Source organism: Amycolatopsis sp. NPDC004747 (genome assembly GCF_053601335.1).
Map to the genome: position 1 here is coordinate 1 of NZ_JBSGBQ010000053.1, position 24100 is coordinate 24100.

The window sequence follows — 24100 nt, forward strand, 5'->3', positions numbered from 1 at the left end:
GGGTGTCCGCGCCGGCGCCCGGCACGTAACCGAGCTTCTGGTAGTCGTCGAGACCCGGCACCGGCCGGCCGGGCCTCACGCCGGCGCGGCGTGGAGCCCGGCCTGGGCGAACGCGAGCACTTCGTCGACCAGTCCGGCCAGCTCGCTCGCCGCCGTCCTCGTCCGGCCCTCGCGGGTCACGTAGATCTCCCGCAGGCCGGCGACCACGGTGACGGCCGTGAGCCGGGGGAGCAGGGCGTCCGCAGGCAGGCCGAGGTCGTCGCCGACGGCCGCGGCGACGAGGACCTCGAGGTCGCGGTAGCCGGCCCGGGCGCGGCCGCGGAGGTCGTCGTCGGCCATCAGGAGGTCGGCGCGCAGGGCGCGGCGCTGCCAGAGGTGCGCGGGATCCACCCCGGACTCCCGGTCGCGTTCGTCGAGCTCGCGCATGGTCGCGTGCATCCAGTCGCGGACCGCGTCGAGGGTGCTCGCCTGCCGGTCGCGCAGTCGCGCCGCCAAGGACTCCGGCGTGAACGGGTCGTCGGCGAACAGCAGGTCGTCCTTGGCCGGGAAGTGCAGCGTGACCGTGCGGGTGGCGACGTCGGCGCGCGCGGCGATCTGCGCGATCGTCGTTTCGCGGTAGCCCTGGCTCGCGAACAGGTCCAGGGCCGCGTCCTGGATGCGGGCGCGGGTCTGGGCCTTCTTGCGCTCACGGCGTCCGTCGGTCATGACGCCACCGTAGCATTCGATGCATTAATGCACTCCATGCTACTATTAGCTTGAGATGCAAAAATCCGGCGCGAAGGGACAGGTCATGACGAAGAGCTGGTTCATCACCGGGACTTCCAAGGGCTTCGGCCGCGAGTGGACCGAAGCGGCGCTCGCCCGCGGCGACCGGGTCGCCGCCACCGCGCGGGACGTCGGAACCCTGCAGCCGCTCGTCGACACCTACGGCGACGCCGTGCTGCCGCTGCGGCTGGACGTCACCGACCGCGGCGCCGCCGTCGAGGCGGTCCGGCGGGCGGTGGCAGAGTTCGGAACACTGGACGTGCTGGTCAACAACGCCGGTTACGGGCACTTCGGGATGGTCGAGGAACTGACCGAGGCGGAGGTCCGCGCGGAACTCGAGACGAACTTCTTCGGCGCGCTGTGGCTGACCCAGGCGGCCCTGCCGATCATGCGGCGGCAGGGGCGGGGGCGGATCATCCAGGTCACCAGCGAGGGCGGCATCCGCGCGTTCCCGGGCATCGGCGCCTACCACGCGTCGAAGTGGGCCGTGGAAGGGCTTTCGGAGTCCCTGCGGCAGGAGGTCGCCGGGTTCGGGATCGACGTGATCTGCCTGGAGCCCGGCCCGTACCGGACGGACTTCGGCGGCGGCAGCGTCCGGCAGAGCGAGCCGCACCCGGACTACGCCGCGGTGCGCGAGGCGACGCGGATCGAGTGGGACCTCGGCGACCCCCGGGCGACCCGGGAACCGATGCTGGAGCTGGCGGACACCGACGACCCGCCGGCCCGGATGTTCTTCGGCAAGTCGTTCGCGGCGGTCGAAGCCGAGTACCGGGCCCGGCTGGACGGCTGGCGCAAGTGGGAGCCGGTGGCGCTGGCCGCGTTCGGCTGAGCGGACGGCCCCTCGCCGGTGTCCGCGAGGGGCCGTCCGCGGGGGCTCAGGACAGTGCCGCGTCCATGGTGATCGTGGTGCCCGCGAGGGCCTTCGACACCGGGCAGGTCTTCTCCGCGGTCTCCGCGTACTCCGCGAACTGCTCGGCCGTCACGCCCGGGATCGAGGCGCGCAGGGTGATCGCGATGCCGCTGATCTCGAAGCCGCCGCCCTTGGCCGGGCCGAGGGTCACCTCCGCGCTCACGTCGATCGAGTCCGCGGTGAGCTGGTGGGACTCCAGCACGCCCGAGAGGTTCATCGCCAGGCAGGACGAGTGCGCCGCCGCGATGAGCTCCTCGGGGCTCGTCTGGCCGTCCGGGTTGCCCGCGCGGGTCGGGAACGACACGCTGAACGTGCCGGCGTTGGACGAGTCCAGGGTGACCTCGCCCTTCCCGTTGTTCAGTCCGCCGACCCAGTGGGTGGTCGCGTCACGGCTGGGCATCAGAGCCTCCAGGTGTGTAGGCGGCGGCCGACGCCGTCAGCCGCCTCAGGGTCGCTATCAGTTCCCGCCGCTCCCGGTCGCCGAGGCCGAGTGCGCAGCCGATCGCCGAGGGAACACCGGCGGCGCGCGTGCGCACCGCCCACCCCCGTTCGGTCAGGCCGACCACCACCGTGCGTTCGTCCGCGGGCAGCCGGGTCCGCGTCACCAGCCCGTTGGCCTCGAGCCGCTTGAGCAGCGGGGAAAGCGTGCCGTAGTCCAGGTGCAGCGCCTCGCCGATCTCCTTGACCGGCCGGGCGTCGGCCTCCCACAGCACCAGCAGCACCAGGTACTGGGGGTAGGTGAGGTCCAGTTCGGCGAGCAGGGGCCGATACGCGTCCGTCACGGCTCGCGAGGCCGCGTACAGCGCGAAGCAGGCTTGCTCGTCAAGGAGGAACTCATCGGGCACATCCGAAAACCTAGTACACGATTACATCGTGCGCAAGGTATTCGGAACTGTCGGACCCCTCTGGCAGAGTCGCGAACATGACCGAACGACCCCCGCGCCCGGACGTCCCGCTCACCGGCGGCGAGCGCGAGATCCTGACCGGCCTGCTCGACTACCACCGTGCCACCGTCGCGTGGAAGGCCGGCGGGCTCACCGAAGCCCAGGCCCGGCAGGCGCACCTACCGAGCGAGCTGATGACCGTCGCCAGGCTCGTCGCGCACCTCACGCTCAACGAGTGGTTCTGGTTCGGCGTGGTCGTCGACGGCGAAGAGGACACCTGGGCGGAAAAGCTCGAGCAGGACCCGGACGCGGAGTTCCGGGTCCCGCCCGGCACCTCGCCGGAAACCCTGCTCGCCGACTACGAGAAGCAGTGCGCCCGCAGCCGCGAGATCGTGGCGGCACACGGCCTCGACGACGAGGTGACGCACAAGGACGAGACCTTCAACGTCCGCTGGGTCGTCGCGCACATGATCGAGGAGACCGCGCGGCACGCCGGCCACCTCGATCTGCTGCGCGAACTGACCGACGGCCTCACCGGGGAGTGACCTTCTTCGGCGGCAGCGGGAAGAAGCCGCTGGTCCGCTCGACGTAGTGCGCGTACGCCGGCCGGGTGCGGGCCATTCCCTTCTCCAGCAACGGTTTCCCCGTCCCGCGGGCGAGGGTGAAGGTCATCGCCACGGGGGAGAGGACGGTCGCCGCGCCCGGCCACGTCGAACAGGCCAGCAGGTAGAGGCCCCACCACACGCACGCGTCGCCGAAGTAGTTCGGGTGCCGCGTGTAGCGCCACAGCCCCGTGTCCAGCACGCGGCCGCGGTTGGCGGGATCGGCCTTGAACCGGCGCAGCTGGTCGTCGCCGATCGTCTCGAACGCGAACCCGACCAGCCACACCGCGATCCCGAGCCAGCCGAGCACGCCGATCCCGGTGCCGTCCACGGCGAACTGCACCGGCAGCGAGACGAAGTACAGCACCACGGCCTGGAACAGGTACACGCGCACGAACATCTTCAGCGGCCCGTGACCCATCCGCGCGTACCGCGGGTCCTCCGGCAGCTTGTGGTTGCGCAGGTGCAGGTGCACCGAAAGCCGCACGCCCCAGACCACGGTCAGCAGGACCACCACCAGCCGCAGGGACAGCGGCCCGTCGCCGAACGGGAAGGCGGCGACGGCGACGATCGCGAAGCCGAGCCCCCAGAACGTGTCGATCGTGTCGTAGCGCTTGCGCGCCCGCGCGATCCCGAAGGTCACGACCACCGCCACGAGCGTGACGGCGGCCGTGACGAGCAGCTGCGGCATCGTCACCACTCCCGCGTCGCCGGCATGCCGCTGGCGCCGTGCTCGCCGGGCCGCACGGCCAGGATCTGGTCCACACCCATCCGGTTCTCCTCGAACGCCAGCGCCCCGCCCACCAGGTACAGCCGCCAGACCCGCGCACCCGTCTCCCCGATGAGCGCGACGACGTCGGCCCAGTTCTCCTCCAGGGTGGCGGCCCAGGCCCGGACCGTCCAGACGTAGTGCTCGCGCAGCGCGTGGACGTCCCGGACCTCCAGGCCCGCGGTCTCCAGGTGGTCGATGGTCCGGCCGACCGGCCGCATGGTCATGTCGGGCGCGATGTACCGCTCGATGAACGCGCCGCCGCCGGGCGCGACGTTCCCGCGGGACATCTGCTGCAGCAGCACCCGCCCGCCCGGCTTCACCATGCGGTGCAGCGTCGCCGCGTACGCGGGGTAGTTGACCTCGCCGACGTGCTCGCCCATCTCGATCGACGCGACCGCGTCGAACGGCCCGTCCGGCAGCTCCCGGTAGTCCTGGCGGCGCACCTCGACGCGGTCTTCGAGGTCGTGCTGGGCGAGCCGGCCGCGGATGTGCTGCAGCTGCTCGGCCGAGAGCGTGATGCCGACGGCCTCGACGCCGTGGTGCTTGGCCGCGTGGACGACCAGCGAGCCCCAGCCGCAGCCGACGTCCAGCAGCCGCATGCCCGGCCGCAGCCCCAGCTTGCGGCAGATCAGCTCCAGCTTGTCGTGCTGCGCCTGCTCGAGGCTTTGGGTCTCGGAGGTGAAGTACGCGCACGAGTACGCCATCGACTCGTCCATCAGCAGCTGGTAGAAGGCGTTGCTCAGGTCGTAGTGGTGGGCGATGGCGGAGCGGTCGCGCAGCAGGCTGTGCAGCTTCCCGGACAGCCGGGCCTCCTCGGCGGGCGGCTTCGGCGGCAGCCCGGCGACGCCGAGCCGGGCAGCCAGCCGGAGGGCTTCGGCCCACTCGCGCGGCCCCAGCTTGGCCCGGTTGAGCTCCCCCGTGCGGGTGAGGGCCCAGATCCGGCGGAAGCCGTCCGCCAGGTCTCCTTCGACGTCGAGGTCGCCGGTGACGTAGGCGCGGGCGAGCCCCAGCTCGCCGGGCGCGTACAGCAGGCGGCGCAGGGCCCGGCGGTTGCGGAGCACGACGGTGGGCGCGTCCTCCGGGCCGGCGCGGGTGCCGTCCCAGGTCCGCAGGCCCACGGGCAGGGGCCCGCCGAGGAGTTTCGCGGCGAACGAGGCGAGGTGGTGCGCGGTGGTGTGCGGCATAGCCGGGATTCGCTCTGCCCACCCGGGCGGATTGGTCGGCCTGCCCGGCAATCCGGCCGGGCCGCGGTCCCGAAGGACCGGTGTGGAGATCACGGGAGAACGCATCGGCGTCATCGGCAGCGGGGTGGCCGGCCTGACCGCGGCATACCTGCTGCAACGCAAGTACGAAGTTCTGCTGTTCGAGGCCGACGACCGCCTGGGTGGGCACGCGCACACGCACGACGTGCCGAGCACCCACGGCGGCACCGTCGGCGTGGACTCCGGCTTCATCGTCCACAACGAGCGCACCTACCCGACCCTGCTGAAGCTCTTCGGCGAGCTGGGGGTGCCCACCCGCGACACCGAGATGTCGATGAGCATCCGCTGCGACGGCTGCGGCCTGCAGTACGCCGGCGCCAAGGGCCTGTCCGGGCTGTTCGCCCAGCGCGGCAACGCCGTCCGCGGCCGCTACCTGCGGATGCTCGCCGAGGTGAAGCGGTTCCACCGGCACGCGAGGCGGCTGCTGGCCGCCCAGGACGCCGGTGACGTCACGCTCGGCGCGTTCCTCGCCATCGGCGGCTACACCCGCTACTTCGTCGACCACTTCATGCTGCCGCTGGTGTCCACCGTGTGGTCGGCCGACCGCGCCGACACGCTGCGGTACCCGGCGCGCTACCTGTTCGAGTTCCTCCGCAACCACGGCATGCTCACGGTGAAGAACTCGCCGTCCTGGCGGACGGTCGTGGGCGGCTCGCGCGAGTACGTCGAGCTCGCGGCCAAGCAGCTGACCGCCGTGCACCTGTCGACACCCGTGCGCTCGGTGCTGCGGACGGCCGACGGCGTCGAGATCCGCGACGACGCCGACACGCCGCACCGGGTCGACAAGGTCGTCGTCGCCACGCACGCCGACCAGGCGCTGGCCCTGCTGGCCAACCCGACCGACGCCGAGCGCGCGGTGCTCGGCGCGTTCCGCTACTCCGAGAACGAGGCCTGGCTGCACACCGACACGAGCGTGCTGCCCTCGCTGGCCGACGCCCGCGCCGGGTGGAACTACCGCGCCCCCGTCTGCGGCGCGCCCACCGGCGCGGTCCAGGTCAGCTACGACATGAACCGCCTGATGCGGCTCGACGAGCCGACCGGCTACGTCGTCACGCTCAACCCCGGCGACGGCCCGGCCCACGAGCACGTCGTCGCGCGGATGCGGTACGAGCACCCGGTCTACACGCCGGATTCCGTGGCCGCGCAACGACGGCTGCCCGAGCTCAACGACGGCGTGCTCGCCTTCGCCGGTGCCTACCACGGCTGGGGCTTCCACGAGGACGGCTGTGCCTCGGGCGCCCGGGCCGCGGAAAGCCTGGGGGTGCGGTGGTGACGAACGCGCTCTACGACGCCACGGTCGCGCACGTGCGGCGGATCGACCCGCCGCACGCGTTCGCCCACCGCGTCTACCTGTGGCGCGTCGACCTCGACGACCTCCCGCGGCTGCCGTGGTGGCTGCGGCCGTTCGCCCGGTTCGACCGCCGGGACCACTTCGTGGCGAGCGATCCCCGCGGCATCCGGGAAAAACTGGACGCGTGGCTCGCCGAACGCGGCGTCGACCTGCGTGGCGGCCGGGTCGTGATGCTGGCCGCCGCCCGCGTGCTCGGGTACGTGTTCAACCCGATCAGCGTCTACTGGTGCCACGAGCCGGACGGCCGGCTGGCGTGCGTGGTCGCCGAGGTGCACAACACCTACGGCGGCCGCCACGCCTACCTGCTGCGCCCCGACGAGGCCGGGCTCGCCCGCGCGGCGAAGGAGTTCTACGTCTCGCCGTTCCAGGAGATGGACGGCGAGTACCGGATGCGCCTGCCCCGCCCGGAGGCGCTGCTCGACCTCACCGTGGCGCTCCGGCGCGGGAACGCCACGCCGCTGATCGCTACGCTGCGGGGAGTTCGCCGCCCGGTGAACCCGCGGTGGCTGGCCCGGCTCGTGCTGGCCCGGCCGCTGCTCCCGCAGCGGGTGTCCGCGCTGATCCGCCGCCACGGCGTCGCCCTGTGGCTGCGGAAGGCCGCGGTCGTGCCGCGCACCCCGCAGACAGCCGGAGGACAGCTGCATGGATGAGCCGGCCCGCCCGCGCCACATGGCGCCGGTGCCCACGGAGGTCCCCGCCGGCTCGGCAGTGCCCTCCCCGGAGGAGCTCATGGTCCGCGTCGCCAAGGGCGACGAGCGGGCCTTCGAGCTGCTCTACGACCAGTTCGCCGGGCCGATCTACGGCCTGGTCCGGCGGATCGTGCGCGACGCGGCCCAGTCCGAAGAGGTCGCGCAGGAGGTCCTCGTCGAGCTGTGGCGCACCGCGACCCGGTACGCCCCCGACAAGGGCTCGGCGCTGAACTGGGCGATGACGCTGGCGCACCGCCGAGCCGTCGACCGCGTCCGCTCGGCCCGCGCCAGCACCGAACGCGAGCAGAAGGCGACCTTCGAGGCCGCCCGCGGCCGCCCGTTCGACGAGGTCGCCGAGTCCGTCACCGCGCGGCTCGAACGCTCGCAGGTGCGCCGGTGCCTGTCCTTCCTGACCGACCTGCAGCGCGAGTCCGTGCTGCTCGCCTACTACCAGGGCTATACGTATCGCGAGGTGGCCGAAGTGCTGTCGACGCCGCAAGGAACCATCAAGACGCGGCTGCGGGACGGGCTGATCCGCCTGCGGGACTGCCTGGGGGTGACCGCTTGAGCACGCCGGAAATGCACACCCTGGCCGGCGCCTTCGCCCTCGACGCCGTCAACGACGTCGAGCGCGCGGAGTTCGCCCGGCACCTCGAGCAGTGCGACTCGTGCACGCAGGAGGTCGCCGAGCTGCGCGCGACGGCGGCCCGGCTGGGCGCGGCGATGGCCGAGGAGCCGCCGCCGTACTTCAAGGACCGCGTCATGACCGCCATGCACGCCACCCGCCAGCTGCCGCCGCGCACCCGGCCCGGCGCGCCCGAGAAGCACCGCCGCTCGGCGCGCGCCCCGCGCTGGGCGGTCGTCGTGTCGGCCGCCGCGGCCGTCGTCGGGCTCGCCGCGGGCGGGGTCTTCGGCGGGATCGCGCTGACCCAGCAGCAGGAGCTGCAGACCGCCCAAAGCCGCCTCGACCAGGCGAAACAGCAGTTCGCGCCGGTCGCGGCGCTGCTCGCGGCCCCGGACGCCAAGACCGCGCACGGCGAGGCGCCGATCGGCGGCGGCGTCACGGTCGTCCTGTCGCGGTCGCTGAACCGGGTGATGGTGATGGACGCGGGCCTGCCGTCGCAACCGGGCGGGAAGGTCTACGAAGCCTGGCTGATCACCGGCAGCGGCGCGCCGCGCTCGGCCGGCGTGATCGCGGCGGCGGACCAGGGCGGCCTGGTCGTCGCCGACGGCGTCGGACGGGCCGACAAGGTCGCGGTCAGCGTCGAACCACCCGGTGGTTCGGCCACCGGAGCGCCCTCGGAAGTCCTGATGAGCATGTCCGCCCCGGCCTGACCGGGCGGCCATACCAGATCGGCCGACGGCGGTGCTCGCGGCCCGTCGCTCTTGCGCGCTCGAACGTGTTGTGGCAAAACACCTTTGCGACACACGGCGTGCCTACTGGATTAGAGCCTGCCTGGTGCCTACCGTCCTGCCTAACGTCGGCGGTTGACATAACTCTCGATCTGGGGTTGAGGTCGAGGGTTGGATCTTCGGCCGGCGGGCTGTACGGGCACAACGATCAGGAAGGCGGACTTCGATGACGCCCCCGCACAACTACCTTGCGGTGATCAAGGTGGTCGGCATCGGCGGTGGCGGCGTGAACGCCGTGAACCGCATGATCGAGGTCGGCCTCAAGGGTGTCGAGTTCATCGCGGTGAACACCGACGCACAGGCACTGCTCATGTCCGACGCCGACGTCAAGCTGGACATCGGCCGCGAGCTGACCCGCGGCCTCGGCGCGGGCGCCGCCCCCGAGGTCGGCCAGAAGGCCGCCGAAGACCACCGCGAAGAGATCGAAGAGGTCATCAAGGGCGCCGACATGGTGTTCGTGACCGCGGGCGAGGGCGGCGGCACCGGCACCGGCGGCGCGCCGGTCGTGGCGCAGATCGCCCGCAAGCTGGGCGCGCTGACCATCGGCGTGGTGACCCGGCCGTTCACCTTCGAGGGCAAGCGCCGCGGCAAGCAGGCCGAAGAGGGCATCCAGGCGCTGCGCAACGAGTGCGACACGCTCATCGTGATCCCGAACGACCGGCTGCTGCAGCTCGGCGACATCGGCGTCTCGCTGATGGACGCGTTCCGCTCGGCGGACGAGGTGCTGCTCTCGGGTGTGCAGGGCATCACCGACCTGATCACCACCCCGGGCCTGATCAACCTCGACTTCGCCGACGTCAAGAGCGTCATGTCCGGCGCGGGCTCCGCACTGATGGGCATCGGCTCGGCGCGTGGCGAGGGCCGGGCCATCCAGGCTGCGGAGAAGGCGATCAACTCGCCGCTGCTGGAGGCTTCGATGGACGGTGCCCACGGCGCGCTGCTGTCCATCGCGGGTGGCTCCGACCTGGGCCTGTTCGAGATCAACGAGGCTGCGTCGCTGGTCCAGGAGTCCGCGCACCCGGACGCCAACATCATCTTCGGCACGATCATCGACGACTCCCTCGGCGACGAGGTCCGCGTCACGGTGATCGCCGCCGGGTTCGACGCCGGCGCGCCGACGCACAAGAAGCTGGACCCGTCGACGTTCGGCTCCGGCTCGCGCGGCTCGGCCACCACGGCTTCGGCCGCGGCCGGCCAGGTCGCGAACCCGCCGACGCCGCCGTCGGGCGCCACCCCGGTGCCGTCCGCGGGCAGCTCCGGCTACCCGGTGGCGCCGCCGCGGTCGCACTCGCCGATGCCCTCGGCCACCGGCGGCCAGCCGTCCGGTGGGCTCCCGCAGCCCGGCGGCGGTTCGCGCGGCTACTCGCCGCTCGGCTCCAACGCGACCCAGGGCAGCCTGCCCGGCCGCGCGATGCCGGTGCACGACGACCCGTCGGACGACGAGGTCGACGTCCCGCCGTTCATGCGGCGCTAGCCACCAGCCCCGAAGGCCACCACCCGCGAACTAGAGTCGTGGGTGGTGGCCTTCATTCACGTTCAGGAGGATTCGTGCGGGTTCGGCGAGTGGTCACGACCAGGGCGGGCGGCGCGTCACGACCGCCCTACGACAGCTTCAACCTGGGTGACCACGTCGGCGACGACGAGGGCAACGTCTACGCCAACCGCAAGCGGCTCGCGTCCGAGCTGGGCCTGGCCGAGGACAAGCTCGCCTGGATGGAACAGGTCCACGGCCGCACGGCGACGATCGTCGACGGCTCGGAAACCGCCGCGGCCGAAGCGACCGATGCGCTGGTGACGGCGACACCCGGCGTCGCGCTCGTGGTGCTGGTCGCCGACTGCGTCCCGATCCTGCTGGCCGACGCCGAGGCCGGGGTGGTCTCGGCCGTGCACGCCGGCCGGGTGGGCACCCGCGTCGGCGTCGTCCCGGCGGCGGTCAAGGCCATGCGGGAAGCGGGCGCCGAGCCGCACCGGATCGAGGCCCTGCTCGGCCCGGCCATCTGCGGCGACTGCTACGAGGTCCCCGCGGAAATGGCCGCCGACGTCGAGAAACACGTCCCCGGCAGCGCCTGCAAGACCCGCAAGGGGACGCCCGGGCTCGACCTGCGCGCCGGGCTCTGGCGGCAGCTCGCCGACCTGGGCGTCGGCAAGATCGGCGTCGACCCGCGGTGCACGAACGAGGACAAGACGCTGTTCAGCTACCGCCGCGACGGGACCACCGGGCGGATCGCGGGGATCACCTGGATCGAGGCATGACCTCGCGGAAGGCCGAACTGGCCGAGAACCTGCGCGAGGTCGAGGAGCGGATCGCCGCCGCCTGCCGGGCCGCCGGGCGGGCCCGGGACGAGGTCAAGCTGATCGCGATCACGAAGACCTTCCCGGCGTCCGACGTCGCCCTGCTGGCCGAGCTCGGCGTCACCGACGTCGGCGAGAACCGCGACCAGGAGGCCGCGCCGAAGGCCGCCGAAGTCCCGGGTCTGCGGTGGCACATGGTCGGCCGGCTGCAGCGGAACAAGGCGAAGTCCGTGGTCGGGTGGGCCGACGAGGTGCAGTCCGTCGACTCCGCGCGGCTCGCCGACGCCCTCGCGAAGGCGGTGCGTGCGGTTCAAACCGCCCAGATACGTGACGAACCCCTCGACGTGCTGATCCAGGCCAGCCTCGACGACGATCCCGAGCGCGGCGGCTGCCCGCTCGGCGAGCTGAACGAGCTGGCCGACCGGATCGCGCGGACGGAAGAGCTGCGGCTTCGCGGCCTGATGGCCGTCGCGCCGCTGGGGGTGGACCCGGCGGCCGCCTTCGAGCGGCTCGCTCGCGCGGGGGAGGGCTTGCGCAAAGATCACCCGAATGCCGCAGACGTGTCGGCCGGGATGAGCCATGATCTCGAACAGGCGATCACGCACGGCTCGACCTGTGTGCGTGTCGGAACCGCGTTGCTCGGTGGACGCGGTTTAGCCTCGCCGTAGGGAGCTCGCGCGGTCGTCACGTTTCGTGTCCGCCCGTGCGGGGCACTGACGGCGTGGAGATCGAAAGTCAGTGCGGGAGCGGCTAGGGCTAGGGAGAGGCATGAGCGCGCTGCAGAAGCTGAAGGCCTACTTCGGGATGGTGCCCGCAGACGACGACGGCTACGAAGACGGGGACGACTACCGGCGCGGTTACGACGACGACTACGACTCCTACGAGGAGCCGGCTCCGCGGTCTTCGCGTTCACGGTACCGCGAGGTCGAAGACACCTACGACGAGCCCGTCAGCCGCAGCCGGTCACGCTCCGTGGTCGGTTCCGAGCCCGCCGTTCACGGGGCACTGGCCGTCGACCGGCAGCCGGAGCCGGTGGCCCGCCTGCGCCCGGTCGTCGAGCCGGTCGTGCGCCAGCCGGTGCGCGACCCGCTGAGCCGCATCACCACGCTGCACCCGACCAGTTACGCGGAGGCGCGGGCGATCGGGGAGCACTACCGCGAAGGCATCCCGGTGATCATGAACCTCACCGAGATGGAGAACGCGGACGCCAAGCGGCTCGTCGACTTCGCCGCCGGGCTGGCGTTCGCGCTCAGAGGGTCGATGGACAAGGTCACCAACAAGGTGTTCCTTCTCTCACCGCCCGATGTGGACGTCACGGCGGAAGACCGCCGGCGGATTGCCGAGGGCGGATTGTTTTTGCGGGGCTGAAGTCGCCCGGACCGCTGAGCGCAAGCAGACGTGACTTTGCCGACCCGATCCGGGGTCGGCCCCCTCAACAGCGTCTTCGGAGAGGACGCCCGGTTAGAGTAGGCATGTGGAAGCTGTGTGGCTGGTCGTCTGGTACGTGCTGTTCGCCTTCTGGCTGCTGCTGACGGCGCGGATCGTGGTCGAACTCGTCCGGACCTTCGCGCGTGAGTGGCATCCGGCCGGAGGGGTTGCGGTCACGCTCGAGACCATCTACACAGTGACGGACCCGCCGGTCCGGTTGTTCAGAAGGATCATTCCGATGGTCCGGATCGGCGGCGTCGGACTGGACTTGTCGATTATGGTGCTGCTGTTGGTTGTGTTCTTCGCGATGCAACTGGCGACTCCAAGTTGATCGGGGAGACTTGGGTGGACCCTGCAGGCCATGGAGTGCGTGAGGTGATCTGATGTCGTTGACCCCCGCTGACGTGCATAACGTCGCGTTCAGCAAGCCGCCCATCGGCAAGAGGGGCTACAACGAGGACGAGGTGGACGCGTTCCTCGACCTGGTGGAGACCGAGCTGGCCCGGTTGATCGAGGACAACAACGAGCTGCGCCAGCAGATGGAACAGCTCGACGCCGAGCTCGAGTCGACTCGTAGCGAGCTGGAGAACGCCAAGGCGAACGTCGGCGCGCCCCCGATGCGCGAAGAGCCGTCGCGGCGCTTGGCGCCGGTGCCGCCGCCGCAGTCCGCCATGGAGCAGACCCAGGCGCACTCGATGGTCGGCGACAGCACCGAGCCGAACGTGCAGGCCGCCAAGGTTCTGGGCCTGGCCCAGGAAATGGCCGACCGGCTCACCGCCGAGGCGAAGACCGAGTCCGACGGGATGCTGGCCGAGGCCCGCACCAAGTCCGAGCAGCTGCTTTCGGACGCCCGGGCGAAGTCCGACTCGATGGTCAACGAGGCCCGCACCCGCGTCGACACGATGCTGAACGACGCGCGGACCCGCGCCGAGACGCTCGAGCGTCAGGCGCGTGACAAGGCGACCACGCTGGAGCGCGAGTCGCAGCGGAAGTACACCGAGACGATGAACAGCCTGAACTCCGAGAAGAGCGGGCTGGGCAAGAAGATCGAAGAACTGCGCACGATCGAGCGGGAGTACCGCACGCGGCTGCGCGGGTTCCTCGAGTCCCAGCTGCGCGAACTCGACGACCGCGGATCCGCGGCCCCCGCGTCGGCGTCGTCGAACTCCGGGCAGTCGTCCGGTTCGTCGAGCGGCGGCCAGGGCTACTCCTTCGGCCCGCGGGCCGAAGCCGGCTGAGGTTCTCCGACCGTGTGGTCCACCCCGCTTCCGGGGTGGACCACGGTTCGGAGTCGATCCGGTACCACCCGTGGGCGGGTCGTGGTCCGCTCCCGGGTCGTTCGTGTTGTAATTCAGCGTGCTTTACATCGTGCTGGTCCTGGTACTGGCGGCTCTGGGGTTGCTCGTCACCGCGCTGATCACGGCCTCTTCGCTGTGGGCGTGGGTTTCCATCGGCCTGTCCGTGCTGGCCGGGCTGATCCTGGTCGCCGACTGGCTGCGCCGCCGTCGCCGTGCCGCCGCACCGCCGGCGCCCGCCGCGCCGGCCGTTCCCGAGTCGTCGGCTTCGCCGGAGGCCGCCGAGCCGCTCGAGCCGGCCGAAGAGGAACAGACCACCCTGATCCCGGCCGCCGGCGACCTGGGTGACCCGGCCGACACACCCGAGCCCGAGCCGGCGGACGCTTCAGCCGAGACCGAAACGACCGGCGATTCCGAGCCGGGCGTGGAAGAAACCCCGGAGGAGGACGCCGCCCTCCTGGCCGACCTCGAGGACGAGGTCGTGGTGGTCGACGAGCACCCCCGCTACCACCTCCGCACCTGCCCCTGGCTCGGCCCCCGCGACACGATCCCGATCGGCGTGGGCGAGGCCCGCCAGCTCGGCTTCACCCCCTGCGACCGCTGCCGCCCCAACGCCACCCTGGTCGCCACCCACCGCTGACCGTGTCGCCCCTCCAATCACGCATGATGCCCCTCCAATCACGCGTGATGCCTCCCTGATCACACGTGATGCCCGTCCGGAAGGGACGACACGCGTGTCTGGAGGGACGACACGCGTGATTGAAAGGACGACACGGCGTCAGGCGGCGAGGCCGAGGTGGGTGTTCAGGGCTTGGGTGCCTTCCGGGGTGAGGCGGAGGGCGCGGTGGGCCCGGGTCCGGCGCCGGACCCAGCCCGCGTCGAGGAAGCGGGTCGCCAGGGCCGCGCCCAGCGCGCCCGCCAGGTGGTGGCGCTGCTCGCTCCAGTCCAGGCAGAACTTCAGCAGCGGCCGCCGTCCGGCCGCCACCGGATCCAGATCCACGCCCAGTGAGCCGAACACCGAAGCGGCCGCCGGGCCCAGCGTGTACGGGTGTTCGCGCAGGGGAGCCGAAATCCGGTCGCCCGGCCGCCGCCGCGTGTCGCCGGGACCGGCCAGCGCGCCGCGCGCCAGCAACGCCGACGTCACCGCCACGCCGAGCCGTCCGGCCAGGTGGTCGTAGCACGTTCGCGCCGTGCGCAGCGTCTCCAGCAGCTCCGCGGTGTCCGGGCCGGCCAGCCGGTAGAACCGGTGCCGCCCCGACTTCTCCGCGACGACCAGCCCCGCGGAACGCAGCTTCGCCAGGTGCGCGCTGACGCCCGGCGCCGACAACCGCGCTTCGGCGGCCAGCACCGACGCCGCCAGCGCGCGGCCGTCGGCGAGCGCGAGCAGCACGCGGACCCGCGCCGGGTCCGCGAACAGCGCGGCCGTGCGGGCGATGTCGGCGTCACCTTCCACCCCTCCAGAGTGCCCCGGCGACACTTCCAGCCAACCGGAAGTGTCCGCGCGGTCCACTGGAGGACATGCTCCTGCTCACCATGTGCGCTGGGATGTTCCTGGTCCAGCTGGACGTCACGGTCGTCAACGTCGCCCTGCCCACCATCGGCACCGACCTGCACGCCGGCCTCGCGGCGCAGCAGTGGGTGGTGGACGGCTACGCCATCCCGCTGGCCGCGTTCCTGCTCACCGGCGGCGCCCTCGGCGACCTCTTCGGCCACCGCCGGGTCCTCCTCGCTGGCTTCGCGCTCTTCGGCACGGCGTCGGCCGCGTGCGGGCTCGCCACCACCGCGCCCCTGCTCGTCGCCGCCCGCGCCGGCCAGGGCCTGGGCGCGGCGTTGCTGCTGCCCGGCACCCTCGCCGTGATCACGAACGCCCATCCGGGACACGCCGAGCGGGCGCGGGCCCTCGGTGTCTGGGCCGGGGTCTCCGCGCTGGCGCTGGCGGCGGGGCCGGTGCTCGGCGGCGCGGTCGTGTCGGCGGCGGGCTGGCGGCCGGTGTTCTGGCTGAACGTTCCCGTCGTGTTCCTGGCCGTTTTCGCGACCCGGCGGCTCGTGCCGAGCGGCGAGCGCGTGCCCGGACGGCGGATCGACGTCGCCGGTGTCGCCACCGCCGCGCCCGCTCTCGGCGCCGGCGTGTACGCGGTCATCGCCGGGAGCGCTCCGGCCGCGGTGGCCGCCGTCGTCGCGCTGGCCGCGTTCCTCGTGGTCGAACGCCGCTCGCCGCAGCCGATGCTCCCGCTCGACCTCGCCCGGCGGACCCTGCCCGCCACCTTCGTCTCGGCGGCGATGAACTTCGTGGGCATCGGGACGATCCTCGTCCTGACCCGGTACCTGCAGGGCGTCCGGCACGCGGGACCGCTCGAAGCCGGGCTCGAGCTGCTGCCGCTGTTCGGCCCGCTCTCGGTGCTGGCCCCGGTCGCGGGCCGGCTGGTCGCCCGGTTCGGGCCGCGGCCCCTGATGGTGGCCGGGCTCGCCCTCGGCGCGCTCGGCATGCTGAACCTGGTGCTGCTGAACGAAAACAGCGGCTATCCGGCCCTCCTGCCGATGTTGCTCGGGCTCGGCATCGGCATGGGCCTGCTGACCACCGCGGTGGTGACGGCCGCGGTCGGCGGCATCCTGGCCGAGCGCGCGGGCGTCGCGGGCGGCATCAACAACGCAGCCCGCCAAGCCGGCGGCGCGCTCGGGGTGGCGGTGCTCGGCGCGGTGTCGGGTGCGGGGCTGCCCGCGGTCGGCGTCGTCGCGGCGGCGTTGTGGCTGGTCGCGATCGGCGTGACCGTAGGTGCCCCTCGTGACAACCCGGTTGCGCGGGCCGGTTAACCTGGTAGGCAACAGGCATCGATCCGGCCATCACCGGGGAGCCTCCGGAAGAACCGAGCGTCACCGCTCTCAGTAGAACCGGACGGGTGCGGCCCGTGACAGCCGTCGAATGAGCGGCCCGGGAGCAGTTGCCGGGCAAGCGGGGTGGTACCGCGGAACGCTGCAGTGTTTCGTCCCCGTGTGGGTGACCGGGAGCCGGTCGTCCGTACGAGAGAGACGAACCGAGGAGCACCCGGATGTACCCCCAGGCCCAGCTCGGCGAAGGCGCAGGAGTCCCGTCGCAGCCGTCGTTCCCCGACCTGGAGAAGCAGGTCCTCGCCTACTGGGAGAGCGACCGGACCTTCCAGGCGACGATCGACGCGCGTCCGGCGGGCGAAAAGGGCGAAAACGAGTACGTCTTCTACGACGGCCCGCCCTTCGCCAACGGCCTCCCGCACTACGGCCACCTGCTCACCGGGTACGTCAAGGACCTGGTGCCGCGGTACCAGACCATGAAGGGCCGCAAGGTCGAGCGCCGCTTCGGCTGGGACACCCACGGCCTGCCCGCCGAGCTCGAGGCCATGCGCCAGCTCGGCATCACCGAGACGTCCGAGATCGAAGAGATGGGCATCGCGAAGTTCAACGCGGCTTCGCAGGAGTCCGTCCTCCGCTACACCGACGAGTGGCGCGAGTACGTCACCCGCCAGGCGCGCTGGGTCGACTTCGACAACGACTACAAGACCCTCGACGTCACCTACATGGAGTCGGTGCTGTGGGCGTTCAAACGCCTGTGGGACAAGGGACTCGTGTACGAGGGCTACCGCGTCCTGCCGTACTGCTGGCGGGACGCGACGCCGCTGTCCAACCACGAGCTGGGCATGGACTCCGACGTCTACCGCAACCGCCAGGACCCCGCCGTCACGGTCGGGTTCCGGTTGGAGGGCAACGACAACGAGCTCGACGGCACCTACCTGCTGATCTGGACCACGACGCCGTGGACGCTGCCGTCCAACCTCGCCACGGCCGTGCACCCGGACGTGCAGTACGTCGTCGTGGAGCACGACGGCAAGCGGTTCCTGCTCGCCGAAGCGCGGGTGGCCGCGTACGCGCGTGAACTCGGCGAAGAGCCGACGGTCGTCGCGCACTACACCGGCACGCAGCTGCTCGGAACCCGTTACGCCCCACCGTTCCCGTACTTCACCGGCACCGAGAACGCCCACCAGGTGCTGGCCGCCGACTACGTCACCACCGACGACGGCACCGGGATCGTCCACATCGCCCCCGCTTACGGTGCCGACGACAAGCTCGTCACCGACGCCGCCGGCATCCCGCCGGTGACGCCGGTGGACGCGCACGGCAAGTTCGACGCGACCGTGCCGGACTACGAGGGCCAGCAGGTCTTCGACGCCAACCCGAACATCGTGCGGGACCTCAAGAACGGCACGGGATCGGCGGCGCAGCAGGGTGCCGTGCTGCTGCGGCACGAGACCTACGACCACAGCTACCCGCACTGCTGGCGCTGCCGGAACCCGCTGATCTACCGCGCGGTTTCGTCGTGGTTCGTCGCGGTGACGCAGTTCAAGGACCGGATGGTCGAGCTGAACCAGCAGATCACCTGGTACCCGGAGAACGTCAAGGACGGCCAGTTCGGGAAGTGGCTGGAGAACGCCATCGACTGGTCGATCTCCCGCAACCGGTACTTCGGCACGCCGATCCCGGTGTGGCAGTCCGACAACCCCGAGTACCCGCGCACGGACGTCTACGGCTCGCTCGACGAGCTCGAGGCGGACTTCGGCGTGCGGCTGGACAACCTGCACCGGCCCTACATCGACGAGCTGACCCGGCCGAACCCGGACGACCCTACGGGTGAGTCGACCATGCGCCGCGTCCCGGACGTCCTCGACGTCTGGTTCGACTCGGGTTCGATGCCGTACGCCCAGGTGCACTACCCGTTCGAGAACGCCGAGTGGTTCGAGCACCACTACCCGAGCGACTTCATCGTCGAGTACATCGGGCAGACCCGCGGCTGGTTCTACCTGCTGCACGTGCTGGCCACGGCGCTGTTCGACCGGCCGGCGTTCCGCACCTGCGTCTCGCACGGCATCGTGCTGGGCTCCGACGGCGCGAAGATGTCCAAGTCGCTGCGCAACTACCCGGACGTCAACGAGGTCTTCGAGCGCGACGGCTCCGACGCCATGCGCTGGTACCTGATGGCGAGCCCGATCCTGCGCGGCGGCAACCTCGTCGTCACCGACAAGGGCATCCGCGACGCCGTCCGCCAGGCCGTGCTGCCGCTGTGGAACTCGTACTACTTCCTCGCGCTGTACGCGAACGCCGAAGGCGTGGAAGGCCGGTGGCGCACGGACTCGCCGAACGTGCTCGACCGGTACGTCCTGGCGAAGACGCACGAGCTGGTCACCGACGTCGAGTACGCGATGGACCACTACGACGTCGCGGGCGCGTGCCAGACCGTCCGGGACTTCCTCGAGGTCCTGACGAACTGGTACGTGCGGCGCTCGCGTGACCGCTTCTGGGCGGGCGACAAGGACGCGATCGACACGCTGCACACCGTGCTGGAGGTGACGTCGCGGGTCGCGGCGCCGCTGCTGCCGCTGACCACCGAGGTCGTCTGGCGCGGGCTCACCGGCGGCCGTTCGGTGCACCTGAGCGACTGGCCGAACGCCAACGACCTGCCCGCGGACGCCGCGCTCGTCCACGCGATGGACCGGGTGCGGCAGGTGGCGTCGTCGGCGCTCTCGCTGCGGAAGGCCAACAAGCTGCGCGTGCGGCTGCCGCTGTCGTCGCTGGTCGTGGCGGCTTCGGACGCGGAGGCGATGGGCGCCTTCGCCGACATCCTCCGCGACGAGGTGAACGTCAAGGCGGTCGAGCTGACCACCGACGTCGCCGCGCACGGCGGGTTCGAGGTCGCGGTGAACGCCCGCGCCGCCGGCCCGCGCCTGGGCAAGGACGTCCAGACGGTGATCAAGGCCGTCAAGGCGGGCGACTGGTCGTTCCAGGGCGGCGCGGTGGTCGCGGCCGGGATCGCCCTGCAGGAGGGCGAGTTCGAACGCCGGCTGGTCGCCAAGGGCGGCGGCGCGGCGGCGGAGCTGCCCGGCGGCTCCGGGCTGGTCCTGATCGACACCGAGGTCACGCCGGAACTGGCGGCCGAAGGCCTGGTCCGCGACCTGGTCCGGGTCGTGCAGCAGGCCCGCCGGGACGCCGGTCTCGACGTCGCCGACCGGATCGCGCTGACCGTCGACGCGCCCGCCGACGTGGTGGAAGCGGCCCGGGCGCACGAGGAGTTCCTGGCCTCGGAGACCCTGGCGACATCGGTGACCTACGGCCCGGCCGGCGACGGCTTCGCCGGCACGGTCGGCGACGGCACGAAGGTCACCGTGGCGGTGGCGAAGGCCTGATTGCCGGGGGTGGCCGGTAGGGTGCAGACTCGACCGGCCACCTTCGGGTGGCTCCTTGGGGGAGGGGAACCGGAATGAGCCCTGGCAAGAGACGCGGCATCCTGATCGGTGGGGCGCTGCTGGTCGTCGTGGTCGTGGCGGCCGCGTTCTTCCTGCTGAACAGCGGGGGATCGACACCGGAAGCCGCCACCGGCGCGACCACCGTGGAAAGCCCGGGCGCGCTCGACCCGCAGTCGGCGATCACCGAGTACCTGCAGGACTTTTCCGAGAACAACCCGGACGCGGCGGCCCGGCTGACCGACGACAACGCCGCCGCCGCGGTGGCGTTGCGGGCCACGCGGAACGCGCTGACGCCGTCGTCGGTCACCGCCAAGCTGACCGTCCTGCAGCCGACCCCGGCCGGCGCGAAGCAGACGGGCGGGACGTTCACCGTCTCGTGGGTGCTGAAACCCGGCAAGACGTGGACCTACGACGTGCCCTTCGAGCTCGCGCAGAGCGGGGGGAAGTGGCAGGTCCACTGGGCGCCGTCGCTGCTGCACCCGAAGCTGGAGGCGGGCCAGCGGCTGGTGATCAGCACCGCCGTGCAGGACACCACCGCGGTCGCCGACCGCGACGGCAAGCCCCTGCTCATCAGTGGACCGGGCGGGGTGCGGCCGGTCGACGGCAACCCGGCCCCGCTGCTGCGTTCGGCGCTCACCGGGCAGGTCACCGCCGCGGCCGGCAGCGGCTTCGCCGTCGAACGCGTCGACACCGGCGGCAAGAGTCTCGAGACGCTCTTCGGGCAGGCGTCGGCCGAAGGGGCGAAGCCGCTCGTGGCGAGCCTGAGCCTGGCCGCGCAGAACGCCGCCCAGGCCGCGGTGGACGGCTACCAGGGATCGGCGATGCTCGTCGCCCTCGACACGGGCTCGGGCGACATCCTCGCCGTCGCGCAGAACGGTGCGGCCGGGAACGCGCCGAAGGCGCTCAACGGCCTGTTCGAGCCGGGTTCGTCGTTCAAGATCGCGACGTCGGTGGCGGCGGTCCAGCAGAGCGGCCTGAACGCGACGTCGCCGGTCGACTGCCCCGGCGTGGCGACGATCGGCACGCGGACGGTCAAGAACGAGGGCTTCGAGCTGGGCGCGACGAACCTGCAGACGGCGTTCGCGCGCTCCTGCAACACGACGTTCGGCAAGCTCGCGCTGGACCTGCCCGCGGACGGGCTCAAGAAGGCGGCCGACGAGCTGGGTCTCAACGCCGACTACGAGATCCCCGGCATCAAGACCGAACTGGGGAAGGTCGAACCCGCGGCGAGCAAGGACGAGCAGGTCGAGGACGGGTTCGGCCAGGGCCGCATCCAGGCCAGCGCGCTCGGCGGCACGCTGATGGCGGCCACGGTCGCCTCCGGCAAGGCCATCACGCCCCGGCTGTGGCACGACCTGGAGACCACGGTGGTCAAGGGCTACTCGCCGCCGCCGGCATCGGTGCTCGGCGAGGTGCGGAAGCTGATGCGCGCGGTGGTCCAGAGCGGCACCGGCCGCGCGGCGGCGTCGGCGGGCAACGTCTTCGGCAAGACCGGCACGGCCCAGTTCGGCGACGGCAAGCAGGCCACCGGCTGGTTCGTCGGCTACCGCGAGAACGTGGCCTTCGCGGTGGTCCTGGAGAACTCGAACGACTCGGGCCCGGCCGTCCAGCTGGCCGCCAAGTTCCTCAAGGCCCTCTGACCCACGGACCCGGAGGGCCGGCCGGCGTGTCGTCCGGCTGGGTACGCGTGTCGTCCGTCCAGGTGCGCGTGTCGTCCGGTGGAGGCGATGGTTCGGGCGTCGCCGAAGGGTGCTGGTCGTAGCGTGGGGGCATGGAGACGATCGCGCTGGCCGAGGTGGCCGCGGTGCTGGCCGACCCGAGCCGGGCCACCATGTGCCTCGTGCTGCTGGACGGGCGGGCCTGGACCGTCGGCGAGCTCGCGAAAGCGGCCGGGATCGCGCTCTCGACGGCCAGCGAGCACGTCAGCCGGCTGGCCGGGGCCGGCTTCGTCGCCCGCGTCAAGCAGGGGCGGGCCAGCTACGTCCGGATCGCCGACCCGCGCGTGGCCGAGCTGATCGAACACCTCGCCCAGCACGCAGTGACCTCCGGGGCTTCGCCCCGGGCCGGGGGCTCCGCCACCCGGAGCCCCCGGAAAGCTGCCGGACACCAACCGGTGGCCGGCCTCAGGGCGTCGCTGAGAGCGCGACGGCTCGGGTTCGCCCGGACCTGCTACGACCACCTCGCCGGCGAGCTCGGCGTCGCCCTGCGTGAAGGCATGCTCGGCGCCGGCCTGGTCGACACCGCCGACGGGCTGGCGCTGACCCCGCACGGGCGGGCCGTGCTGGCGGACCTCGGCGTGCCGGTCGCCCCCGGGCGGCGGCCGCTGCTGCGTGACTGTCTGGATTGGACGGAGCGCCGCGACCACCTCGCCGGTGCCCTGCCCGCGGCGCTGCTCGACCGGGCGGTCGAGGCCGGCTGGGTGGCCAGGGACGGCCACCGGGCGGTCAAGGTGCTGCCGGCGGCGGGGGCGCCGTTCGCTGCCCTCGGTGTCGATCTCGACGCGCTCGGTGGTGTCCGGGCGCCTTAACACACCGCGTGACCGACGCCGGGCAGCGGTACACGAACGAGTTAACCCGCACGCCTCACTATTCTGAGGGCCCACGGCACTCGGGAGGAGGCGGTATGGACCGGCTTCCCGTGCTGCTCGGCGTCGGCGGCGTCGTGCTCCTCGCCTCCGTGCTGGCCGTGCGCGTGTCGATCCGGCTCGGCCTGCCCTCGCTGCTGCTGTACCTGGGGATCGGCGTGCTGCTGGGCGAAGCCGGTTTCGGCATCCGGTTCGACAGCCCCGAACTCACCCAGTCGCTCGGCCTCGCCGCGCTCGTCATGATCCTCGCCGAAGGCGGGCTGACCACCCGGTGGTCGGCGGTCAAACCGGCGCTGGGCCGCGGAATCGCACTGTCCACAGTGTCCGTGGTGGTGAGCGTCGCGGCCACCGGCGCGGCCCTGCACTGGCTGCTCGGCCTCGACTGGCGACTGGCGCTGCTGTGGGGCGCGGTGCTCGCCTCGACCGACGCGGCCGCGGTGTTTTCGGTGCTGCGCACGGCCGGGATCGGTCACCGGCTCACCGGGGCGCTCGAACTCGAGTCGGGCATCAACGACGCGCCCGCCTACATCGCCGTCGTGGTGCTCGCCGAAGGCACCACTGTGGACTGGACGCTGCCGCTGCTGGTGGTCTACGAGCTGACGGCGGGCCTGGCCATCGGGCTCGCCTTCGGCTGGCTCGGCGGGCTCGCGCTGCGGCGGGCCGCGCTGCCGGCGACCGGCCTCTACCCGGTGGCCACGGTCGCGGCGTGCGTCGTGGCGTACTCGTCCGGGCAGCTGCTGCACGCGTCCGGGCTGCTGGCCACCTACGTCGCCGCGCTGGTGCTCGGCAATTCACGGCTGCCGCACCGGTCGGACACGCTGTCCTTCGCCGAGGGCCTGGGCTGGCTGGCGCAGATCGGCCTGTTCGTGCTGCTCGGGCTGTTCGCCTCGCCGGGCCGGCTGCTGGACGCGATCGTGCCGGGCCTGGTCGCCGGCGCGGTCGTGCTGCTGCTGGCGCGGCCGCTCTCGGTGCTGCTGGCGATGCTGCCGTTCCGGCTGCCGTGGCGGGAGCAGGCGTTCCTCTCCTGGGCCGGGCTGCGCGGGGCCGTGCCGATCGTGCTCGCCATGATCCCGCTGTCCCAGGGCCTGCCGGGCGCCCAGCGGCTGGTCGACGCGGTGTTCGTGCTGGTCATCGTGCTGACGCTGGTGCAGGGGGCGACCCTCGGCCCGCTCGCGCACCGGCTCGGGCTGGCCAAGAAGTCCGAGGCGCACGAAATCGAGGTCGACTCCGCGCCGCTGGACGAGCTGGGTGCCGAACTGCTGCAGGTCCGGATCCAGCCGGGGTCGAAGCTGCACGGCGTGTACCTGTCCGAGCTGCGGCTGCCCGTCGGGGCGACGATCAGCCTGGTGGTCCGCGCGGGCGCCGGCTTCACGCCGCAGAAGACCAGCCGGCTGCAGGAGAACGACCAGCTGCTGGTCGTCACGACGAGCGCCGTCCGCGACGCCGTCGAACGCCGGTTGCGCGCCGTCGACCGGGCCGGGCGCCTGGCTCGCTGGAAGGGCGAGTCCGGCCGCTGACGTGAGCGCCGTCTCAGAATGTGAGGCGAGGGTTGGCTGCCGGCCGCGTTCTCGGTTACCTTCTGACCCA

At 72.0% G+C, this 24100-nt stretch carries 24 protein-coding genes; 18 read left to right on the forward strand and 6 right to left on the reverse strand.

What is annotated here, in order from left to right; genetic code table 11:
• Positions 1 to 75 precede the first annotated feature (75 nt).
• Positions 76 to 705 carry a TetR/AcrR family transcriptional regulator gene (locus ACWEGE_RS44595; protein ID WP_449666572.1) on the reverse strand — a complete coding sequence of 210 codons (630 nt, stop codon included), beginning with the start codon at positions 703 to 705 and terminating at the stop codon, positions 76 to 78.
• An 85-nt stretch (positions 706 to 790) separates the two neighbouring features.
• On the opposite strand from ACWEGE_RS44595, the gene ACWEGE_RS44600 reads away from it, so the two are divergent.
• Complete coding sequence (locus ACWEGE_RS44600; RefSeq protein WP_449666573.1) at positions 791 to 1594, forward strand: SDR family NAD(P)-dependent oxidoreductase; 804 nt, start codon at positions 791 to 793, stop codon at positions 1592 to 1594.
• Between the two features lie 46 nt (positions 1595 to 1640).
• Here ACWEGE_RS44600 and ACWEGE_RS44605 read toward each other — a convergent pair whose 3' ends face one another.
• Together ACWEGE_RS44605 and ACWEGE_RS44610 are read right to left on the reverse strand one after the other, a co-directional pair.
• The gene (locus tag ACWEGE_RS44605) at positions 1641 to 2075 is read right to left on the reverse strand and encodes an OsmC family peroxiredoxin (RefSeq protein ID WP_449666574.1); all 435 of its coding nucleotides are present in this window, start codon (positions 2073 to 2075) and stop codon (positions 1641 to 1643) included.
• Positions 2062 to 2520 (reverse strand): MarR family winged helix-turn-helix transcriptional regulator, encoded by a 459-nt coding sequence (locus ACWEGE_RS44610; protein ID WP_449666575.1) that lies wholly within the window; start codon positions 2518 to 2520, stop codon positions 2062 to 2064. Before ACWEGE_RS44610 ends, ACWEGE_RS44605 begins: the two co-directional genes overlap by 14 nt.
• Positions 2521 to 2597: 77 nt before the next feature.
• On the opposite strand from ACWEGE_RS44610, the gene ACWEGE_RS44615 reads away from it, so the two are divergent.
• Complete coding sequence (locus ACWEGE_RS44615; protein WP_449666576.1) at positions 2598 to 3104, forward strand: DinB family protein; 507 nt, start codon at positions 2598 to 2600, stop codon at positions 3102 to 3104.
• Here ACWEGE_RS44615 and ACWEGE_RS44620 read toward each other — a convergent pair.
• On the reverse strand, positions 3091 to 3852 hold the full coding sequence (locus ACWEGE_RS44620; RefSeq protein ID WP_449666577.1) for a DUF1295 domain-containing protein: 762 nt from the start codon (positions 3850 to 3852) through the stop codon (positions 3091 to 3093). The genes ACWEGE_RS44615 and ACWEGE_RS44620 overlap by 14 nt on opposite strands.
• Positions 3853 to 3854: 2 nt before the next feature.
• Positions 3855 to 5117 carry a class I SAM-dependent methyltransferase gene (locus ACWEGE_RS44625; protein ID WP_449666578.1) on the reverse strand — a complete coding sequence of 421 codons (1263 nt, stop codon included), beginning with the start codon at positions 5115 to 5117 and terminating at the stop codon, positions 3855 to 3857.
• Positions 5118 to 5199: 82 nt separating this feature from the next.
• On the opposite strand from ACWEGE_RS44625, the gene ACWEGE_RS44630 reads away from it, so the two are divergent.
• The 11 genes from ACWEGE_RS44630 (at position 5200) to ACWEGE_RS44680 (ending at position 14303) form a co-directional block, all read left to right on the forward strand.
• The gene (locus ACWEGE_RS44630; protein ID WP_449666579.1) at positions 5200 to 6468 is read left to right on the forward strand and encodes an NAD(P)/FAD-dependent oxidoreductase; all 1269 of its coding nucleotides are present in this window, start codon (positions 5200 to 5202) and stop codon (positions 6466 to 6468) included.
• Positions 6462 to 7196 carry a DUF1365 domain-containing protein gene (locus ACWEGE_RS44635; RefSeq protein ID WP_449666580.1) on the forward strand — a complete coding sequence of 245 codons (735 nt, stop codon included), beginning with the start codon at positions 6462 to 6464 and terminating at the stop codon, positions 7194 to 7196. Before ACWEGE_RS44630 ends, ACWEGE_RS44635 begins: the two co-directional genes overlap by 7 nt.
• Positions 7189 to 7803, forward strand: a complete 615-nt coding sequence (gene sigK / locus ACWEGE_RS44640) for an ECF RNA polymerase sigma factor SigK (RefSeq protein WP_449666581.1) — start codon at positions 7189 to 7191, stop codon at positions 7801 to 7803. Before ACWEGE_RS44635 ends, sigK begins: the two co-directional genes overlap by 8 nt.
• The gene (locus ACWEGE_RS44645; protein ID WP_449666582.1) at positions 7800 to 8570 is read left to right on the forward strand and encodes an anti-sigma factor; all 771 of its coding nucleotides are present in this window, start codon (positions 7800 to 7802) and stop codon (positions 8568 to 8570) included. Before sigK ends, ACWEGE_RS44645 begins: the two co-directional genes overlap by 4 nt.
• A gap of 244 nt (positions 8571 to 8814) precedes the next feature.
• Positions 8815 to 10122: a cell division protein FtsZ gene (gene ftsZ, locus ACWEGE_RS44650; protein WP_449666583.1), complete on the forward strand. Its 1308-nt coding sequence runs from the start codon at positions 8815 to 8817 to the stop codon at positions 10120 to 10122.
• A gap of 74 nt (positions 10123 to 10196) precedes the next feature.
• Positions 10197 to 10901, forward strand: coding sequence for a peptidoglycan editing factor PgeF (pgeF, locus tag ACWEGE_RS44655; protein ID WP_449666584.1), 705 nt, complete (start codon positions 10197 to 10199; stop codon positions 10899 to 10901).
• Entirely contained in the window at positions 10898 to 11608 is a 711-nt protein-coding gene (locus ACWEGE_RS44660; protein WP_449666585.1) for a YggS family pyridoxal phosphate-dependent enzyme, read from the forward strand. The genes pgeF and ACWEGE_RS44660 overlap by 4 nt, the downstream gene beginning before the upstream one ends.
• A 100-nt stretch (positions 11609 to 11708) precedes the next feature.
• On the forward strand, positions 11709 to 12308 hold the full coding sequence (locus ACWEGE_RS44665; RefSeq protein WP_449666586.1) for a cell division protein SepF: 600 nt from the start codon (positions 11709 to 11711) through the stop codon (positions 12306 to 12308).
• A gap of 115 nt (positions 12309 to 12423) precedes the next feature.
• Complete coding sequence (locus ACWEGE_RS44670; protein WP_013224824.1) at positions 12424 to 12699, forward strand: YggT family protein; 276 nt, start codon at positions 12424 to 12426, stop codon at positions 12697 to 12699.
• 52 nt (positions 12700 to 12751) lie between these two features.
• Positions 12752 to 13606, forward strand: a complete 855-nt coding sequence (gene wag31, locus ACWEGE_RS44675) for a DivIVA-like cell division protein Wag31 (RefSeq protein ID WP_091308822.1) — start codon at positions 12752 to 12754, stop codon at positions 13604 to 13606.
• Positions 13607 to 13724: 118 nt separating this feature from the next.
• Positions 13725 to 14303: a hypothetical protein gene (locus tag ACWEGE_RS44680; RefSeq protein ID WP_449666587.1), complete on the forward strand. Its 579-nt coding sequence runs from the start codon at positions 13725 to 13727 to the stop codon at positions 14301 to 14303.
• Positions 14304 to 14441: 138 nt separating this feature from the next.
• On the opposite strand, the gene ACWEGE_RS44685 is transcribed toward ACWEGE_RS44680, so the two are convergent.
• Complete coding sequence (locus ACWEGE_RS44685) at positions 14442 to 15116, reverse strand: ArsR/SmtB family transcription factor (protein ID WP_449666588.1); 675 nt, start codon at positions 15114 to 15116, stop codon at positions 14442 to 14444.
• A gap of 65 nt (positions 15117 to 15181) precedes the next feature.
• On the opposite strand from ACWEGE_RS44685, the gene ACWEGE_RS44690 reads away from it, so the two are divergent.
• The 5 genes from ACWEGE_RS44690 to ACWEGE_RS44710 all read left to right on the forward strand — a co-directional run bounded on the left by ACWEGE_RS44690 (position 15182) and on the right by ACWEGE_RS44710 (position 24030).
• On the forward strand, positions 15182 to 16474 hold the full coding sequence (locus ACWEGE_RS44690; protein WP_449666589.1) for an MFS transporter: 1293 nt from the start codon (positions 15182 to 15184) through the stop codon (positions 16472 to 16474).
• Positions 16475 to 16710: 236 nt separating this feature from the next.
• Positions 16711 to 19869, forward strand: coding sequence for an isoleucine--tRNA ligase (gene ileS / locus ACWEGE_RS44695; protein WP_449666590.1), 3159 nt, complete (start codon positions 16711 to 16713; stop codon positions 19867 to 19869).
• Between the two features lie 74 nt (positions 19870 to 19943).
• Entirely contained in the window at positions 19944 to 21569 is a 1626-nt protein-coding gene (locus tag ACWEGE_RS44700) for a penicillin-binding transpeptidase domain-containing protein (protein ID WP_449666591.1), read from the forward strand.
• Between the two features lie 131 nt (positions 21570 to 21700).
• On the forward strand, positions 21701 to 22456 hold the full coding sequence (locus ACWEGE_RS44705) for an ArsR/SmtB family transcription factor (RefSeq protein ID WP_449666592.1): 756 nt from the start codon (positions 21701 to 21703) through the stop codon (positions 22454 to 22456).
• Between the two features lie 95 nt (positions 22457 to 22551).
• Entirely contained in the window at positions 22552 to 24030 is a 1479-nt protein-coding gene (locus ACWEGE_RS44710) for a potassium/proton antiporter (RefSeq protein ID WP_449666593.1), read from the forward strand.
• Positions 24031 to 24100: the final 70 nt, after the last annotated feature.

What these genes read in the sequence shown, in the direction of transcription:
- ACWEGE_RS44595 (WP_449666572.1), bottom strand. Translation starts at nt 705, where the DNA reads ATGACCGACGGACGCCGTGAGCGCAAGAAGGCCCAGACCCGCGCCCGC.
- ACWEGE_RS44600 (WP_449666573.1), top strand. Translation starts at nt 791, where the DNA reads ATGACGAAGAGCTGGTTCATCACCGGGACTTCCAAGGGCTTCGGCCGC.
- ACWEGE_RS44605 (WP_449666574.1), bottom strand. Translation starts at nt 2,075, where the DNA reads ATGCCCAGCCGTGACGCGACCACCCACTGGGTCGGCGGACTGAACAAC.
- ACWEGE_RS44615 (WP_449666576.1), top strand. Translation starts at nt 2,598, where the DNA reads ATGACCGAACGACCCCCGCGCCCGGACGTCCCGCTCACCGGCGGCGAG.
- ACWEGE_RS44620 (WP_449666577.1), bottom strand. Translation starts at nt 3,852, where the DNA reads ATGCCGCAGCTGCTCGTCACGGCCGCCGTCACGCTCGTGGCGGTGGTC.
- ACWEGE_RS44625 (WP_449666578.1), bottom strand. Translation starts at nt 5,117, where the DNA reads ATGCCGCACACCACCGCGCACCACCTCGCCTCGTTCGCCGCGAAACTC.
- sigK (WP_449666581.1), top strand. Translation starts at nt 7,189, where the DNA reads ATGGATGAGCCGGCCCGCCCGCGCCACATGGCGCCGGTGCCCACGGAG.
- ftsZ (WP_449666583.1), top strand. Translation starts at nt 8,815, where the DNA reads ATGACGCCCCCGCACAACTACCTTGCGGTGATCAAGGTGGTCGGCATC.
- ACWEGE_RS44660 (WP_449666585.1), top strand. Translation starts at nt 10,898, where the DNA reads ATGACCTCGCGGAAGGCCGAACTGGCCGAGAACCTGCGCGAGGTCGAG.
- ACWEGE_RS44665 (WP_449666586.1), top strand. Translation starts at nt 11,709, where the DNA reads ATGAGCGCGCTGCAGAAGCTGAAGGCCTACTTCGGGATGGTGCCCGCA.
- wag31 (WP_091308822.1), top strand. Translation starts at nt 12,752, where the DNA reads ATGTCGTTGACCCCCGCTGACGTGCATAACGTCGCGTTCAGCAAGCCG.
- ACWEGE_RS44690 (WP_449666589.1), top strand. Translation starts at nt 15,182, where the DNA reads ATGCTCCTGCTCACCATGTGCGCTGGGATGTTCCTGGTCCAGCTGGAC.
- ileS (WP_449666590.1), top strand. Translation starts at nt 16,711, where the DNA reads ATGTACCCCCAGGCCCAGCTCGGCGAAGGCGCAGGAGTCCCGTCGCAG.
- ACWEGE_RS44700 (WP_449666591.1), top strand. Translation starts at nt 19,944, where the DNA reads ATGAGCCCTGGCAAGAGACGCGGCATCCTGATCGGTGGGGCGCTGCTG.
- ACWEGE_RS44705 (WP_449666592.1), top strand. Translation starts at nt 21,701, where the DNA reads ATGGAGACGATCGCGCTGGCCGAGGTGGCCGCGGTGCTGGCCGACCCG.
- ACWEGE_RS44710 (WP_449666593.1), top strand. Translation starts at nt 22,552, where the DNA reads ATGGACCGGCTTCCCGTGCTGCTCGGCGTCGGCGGCGTCGTGCTCCTC.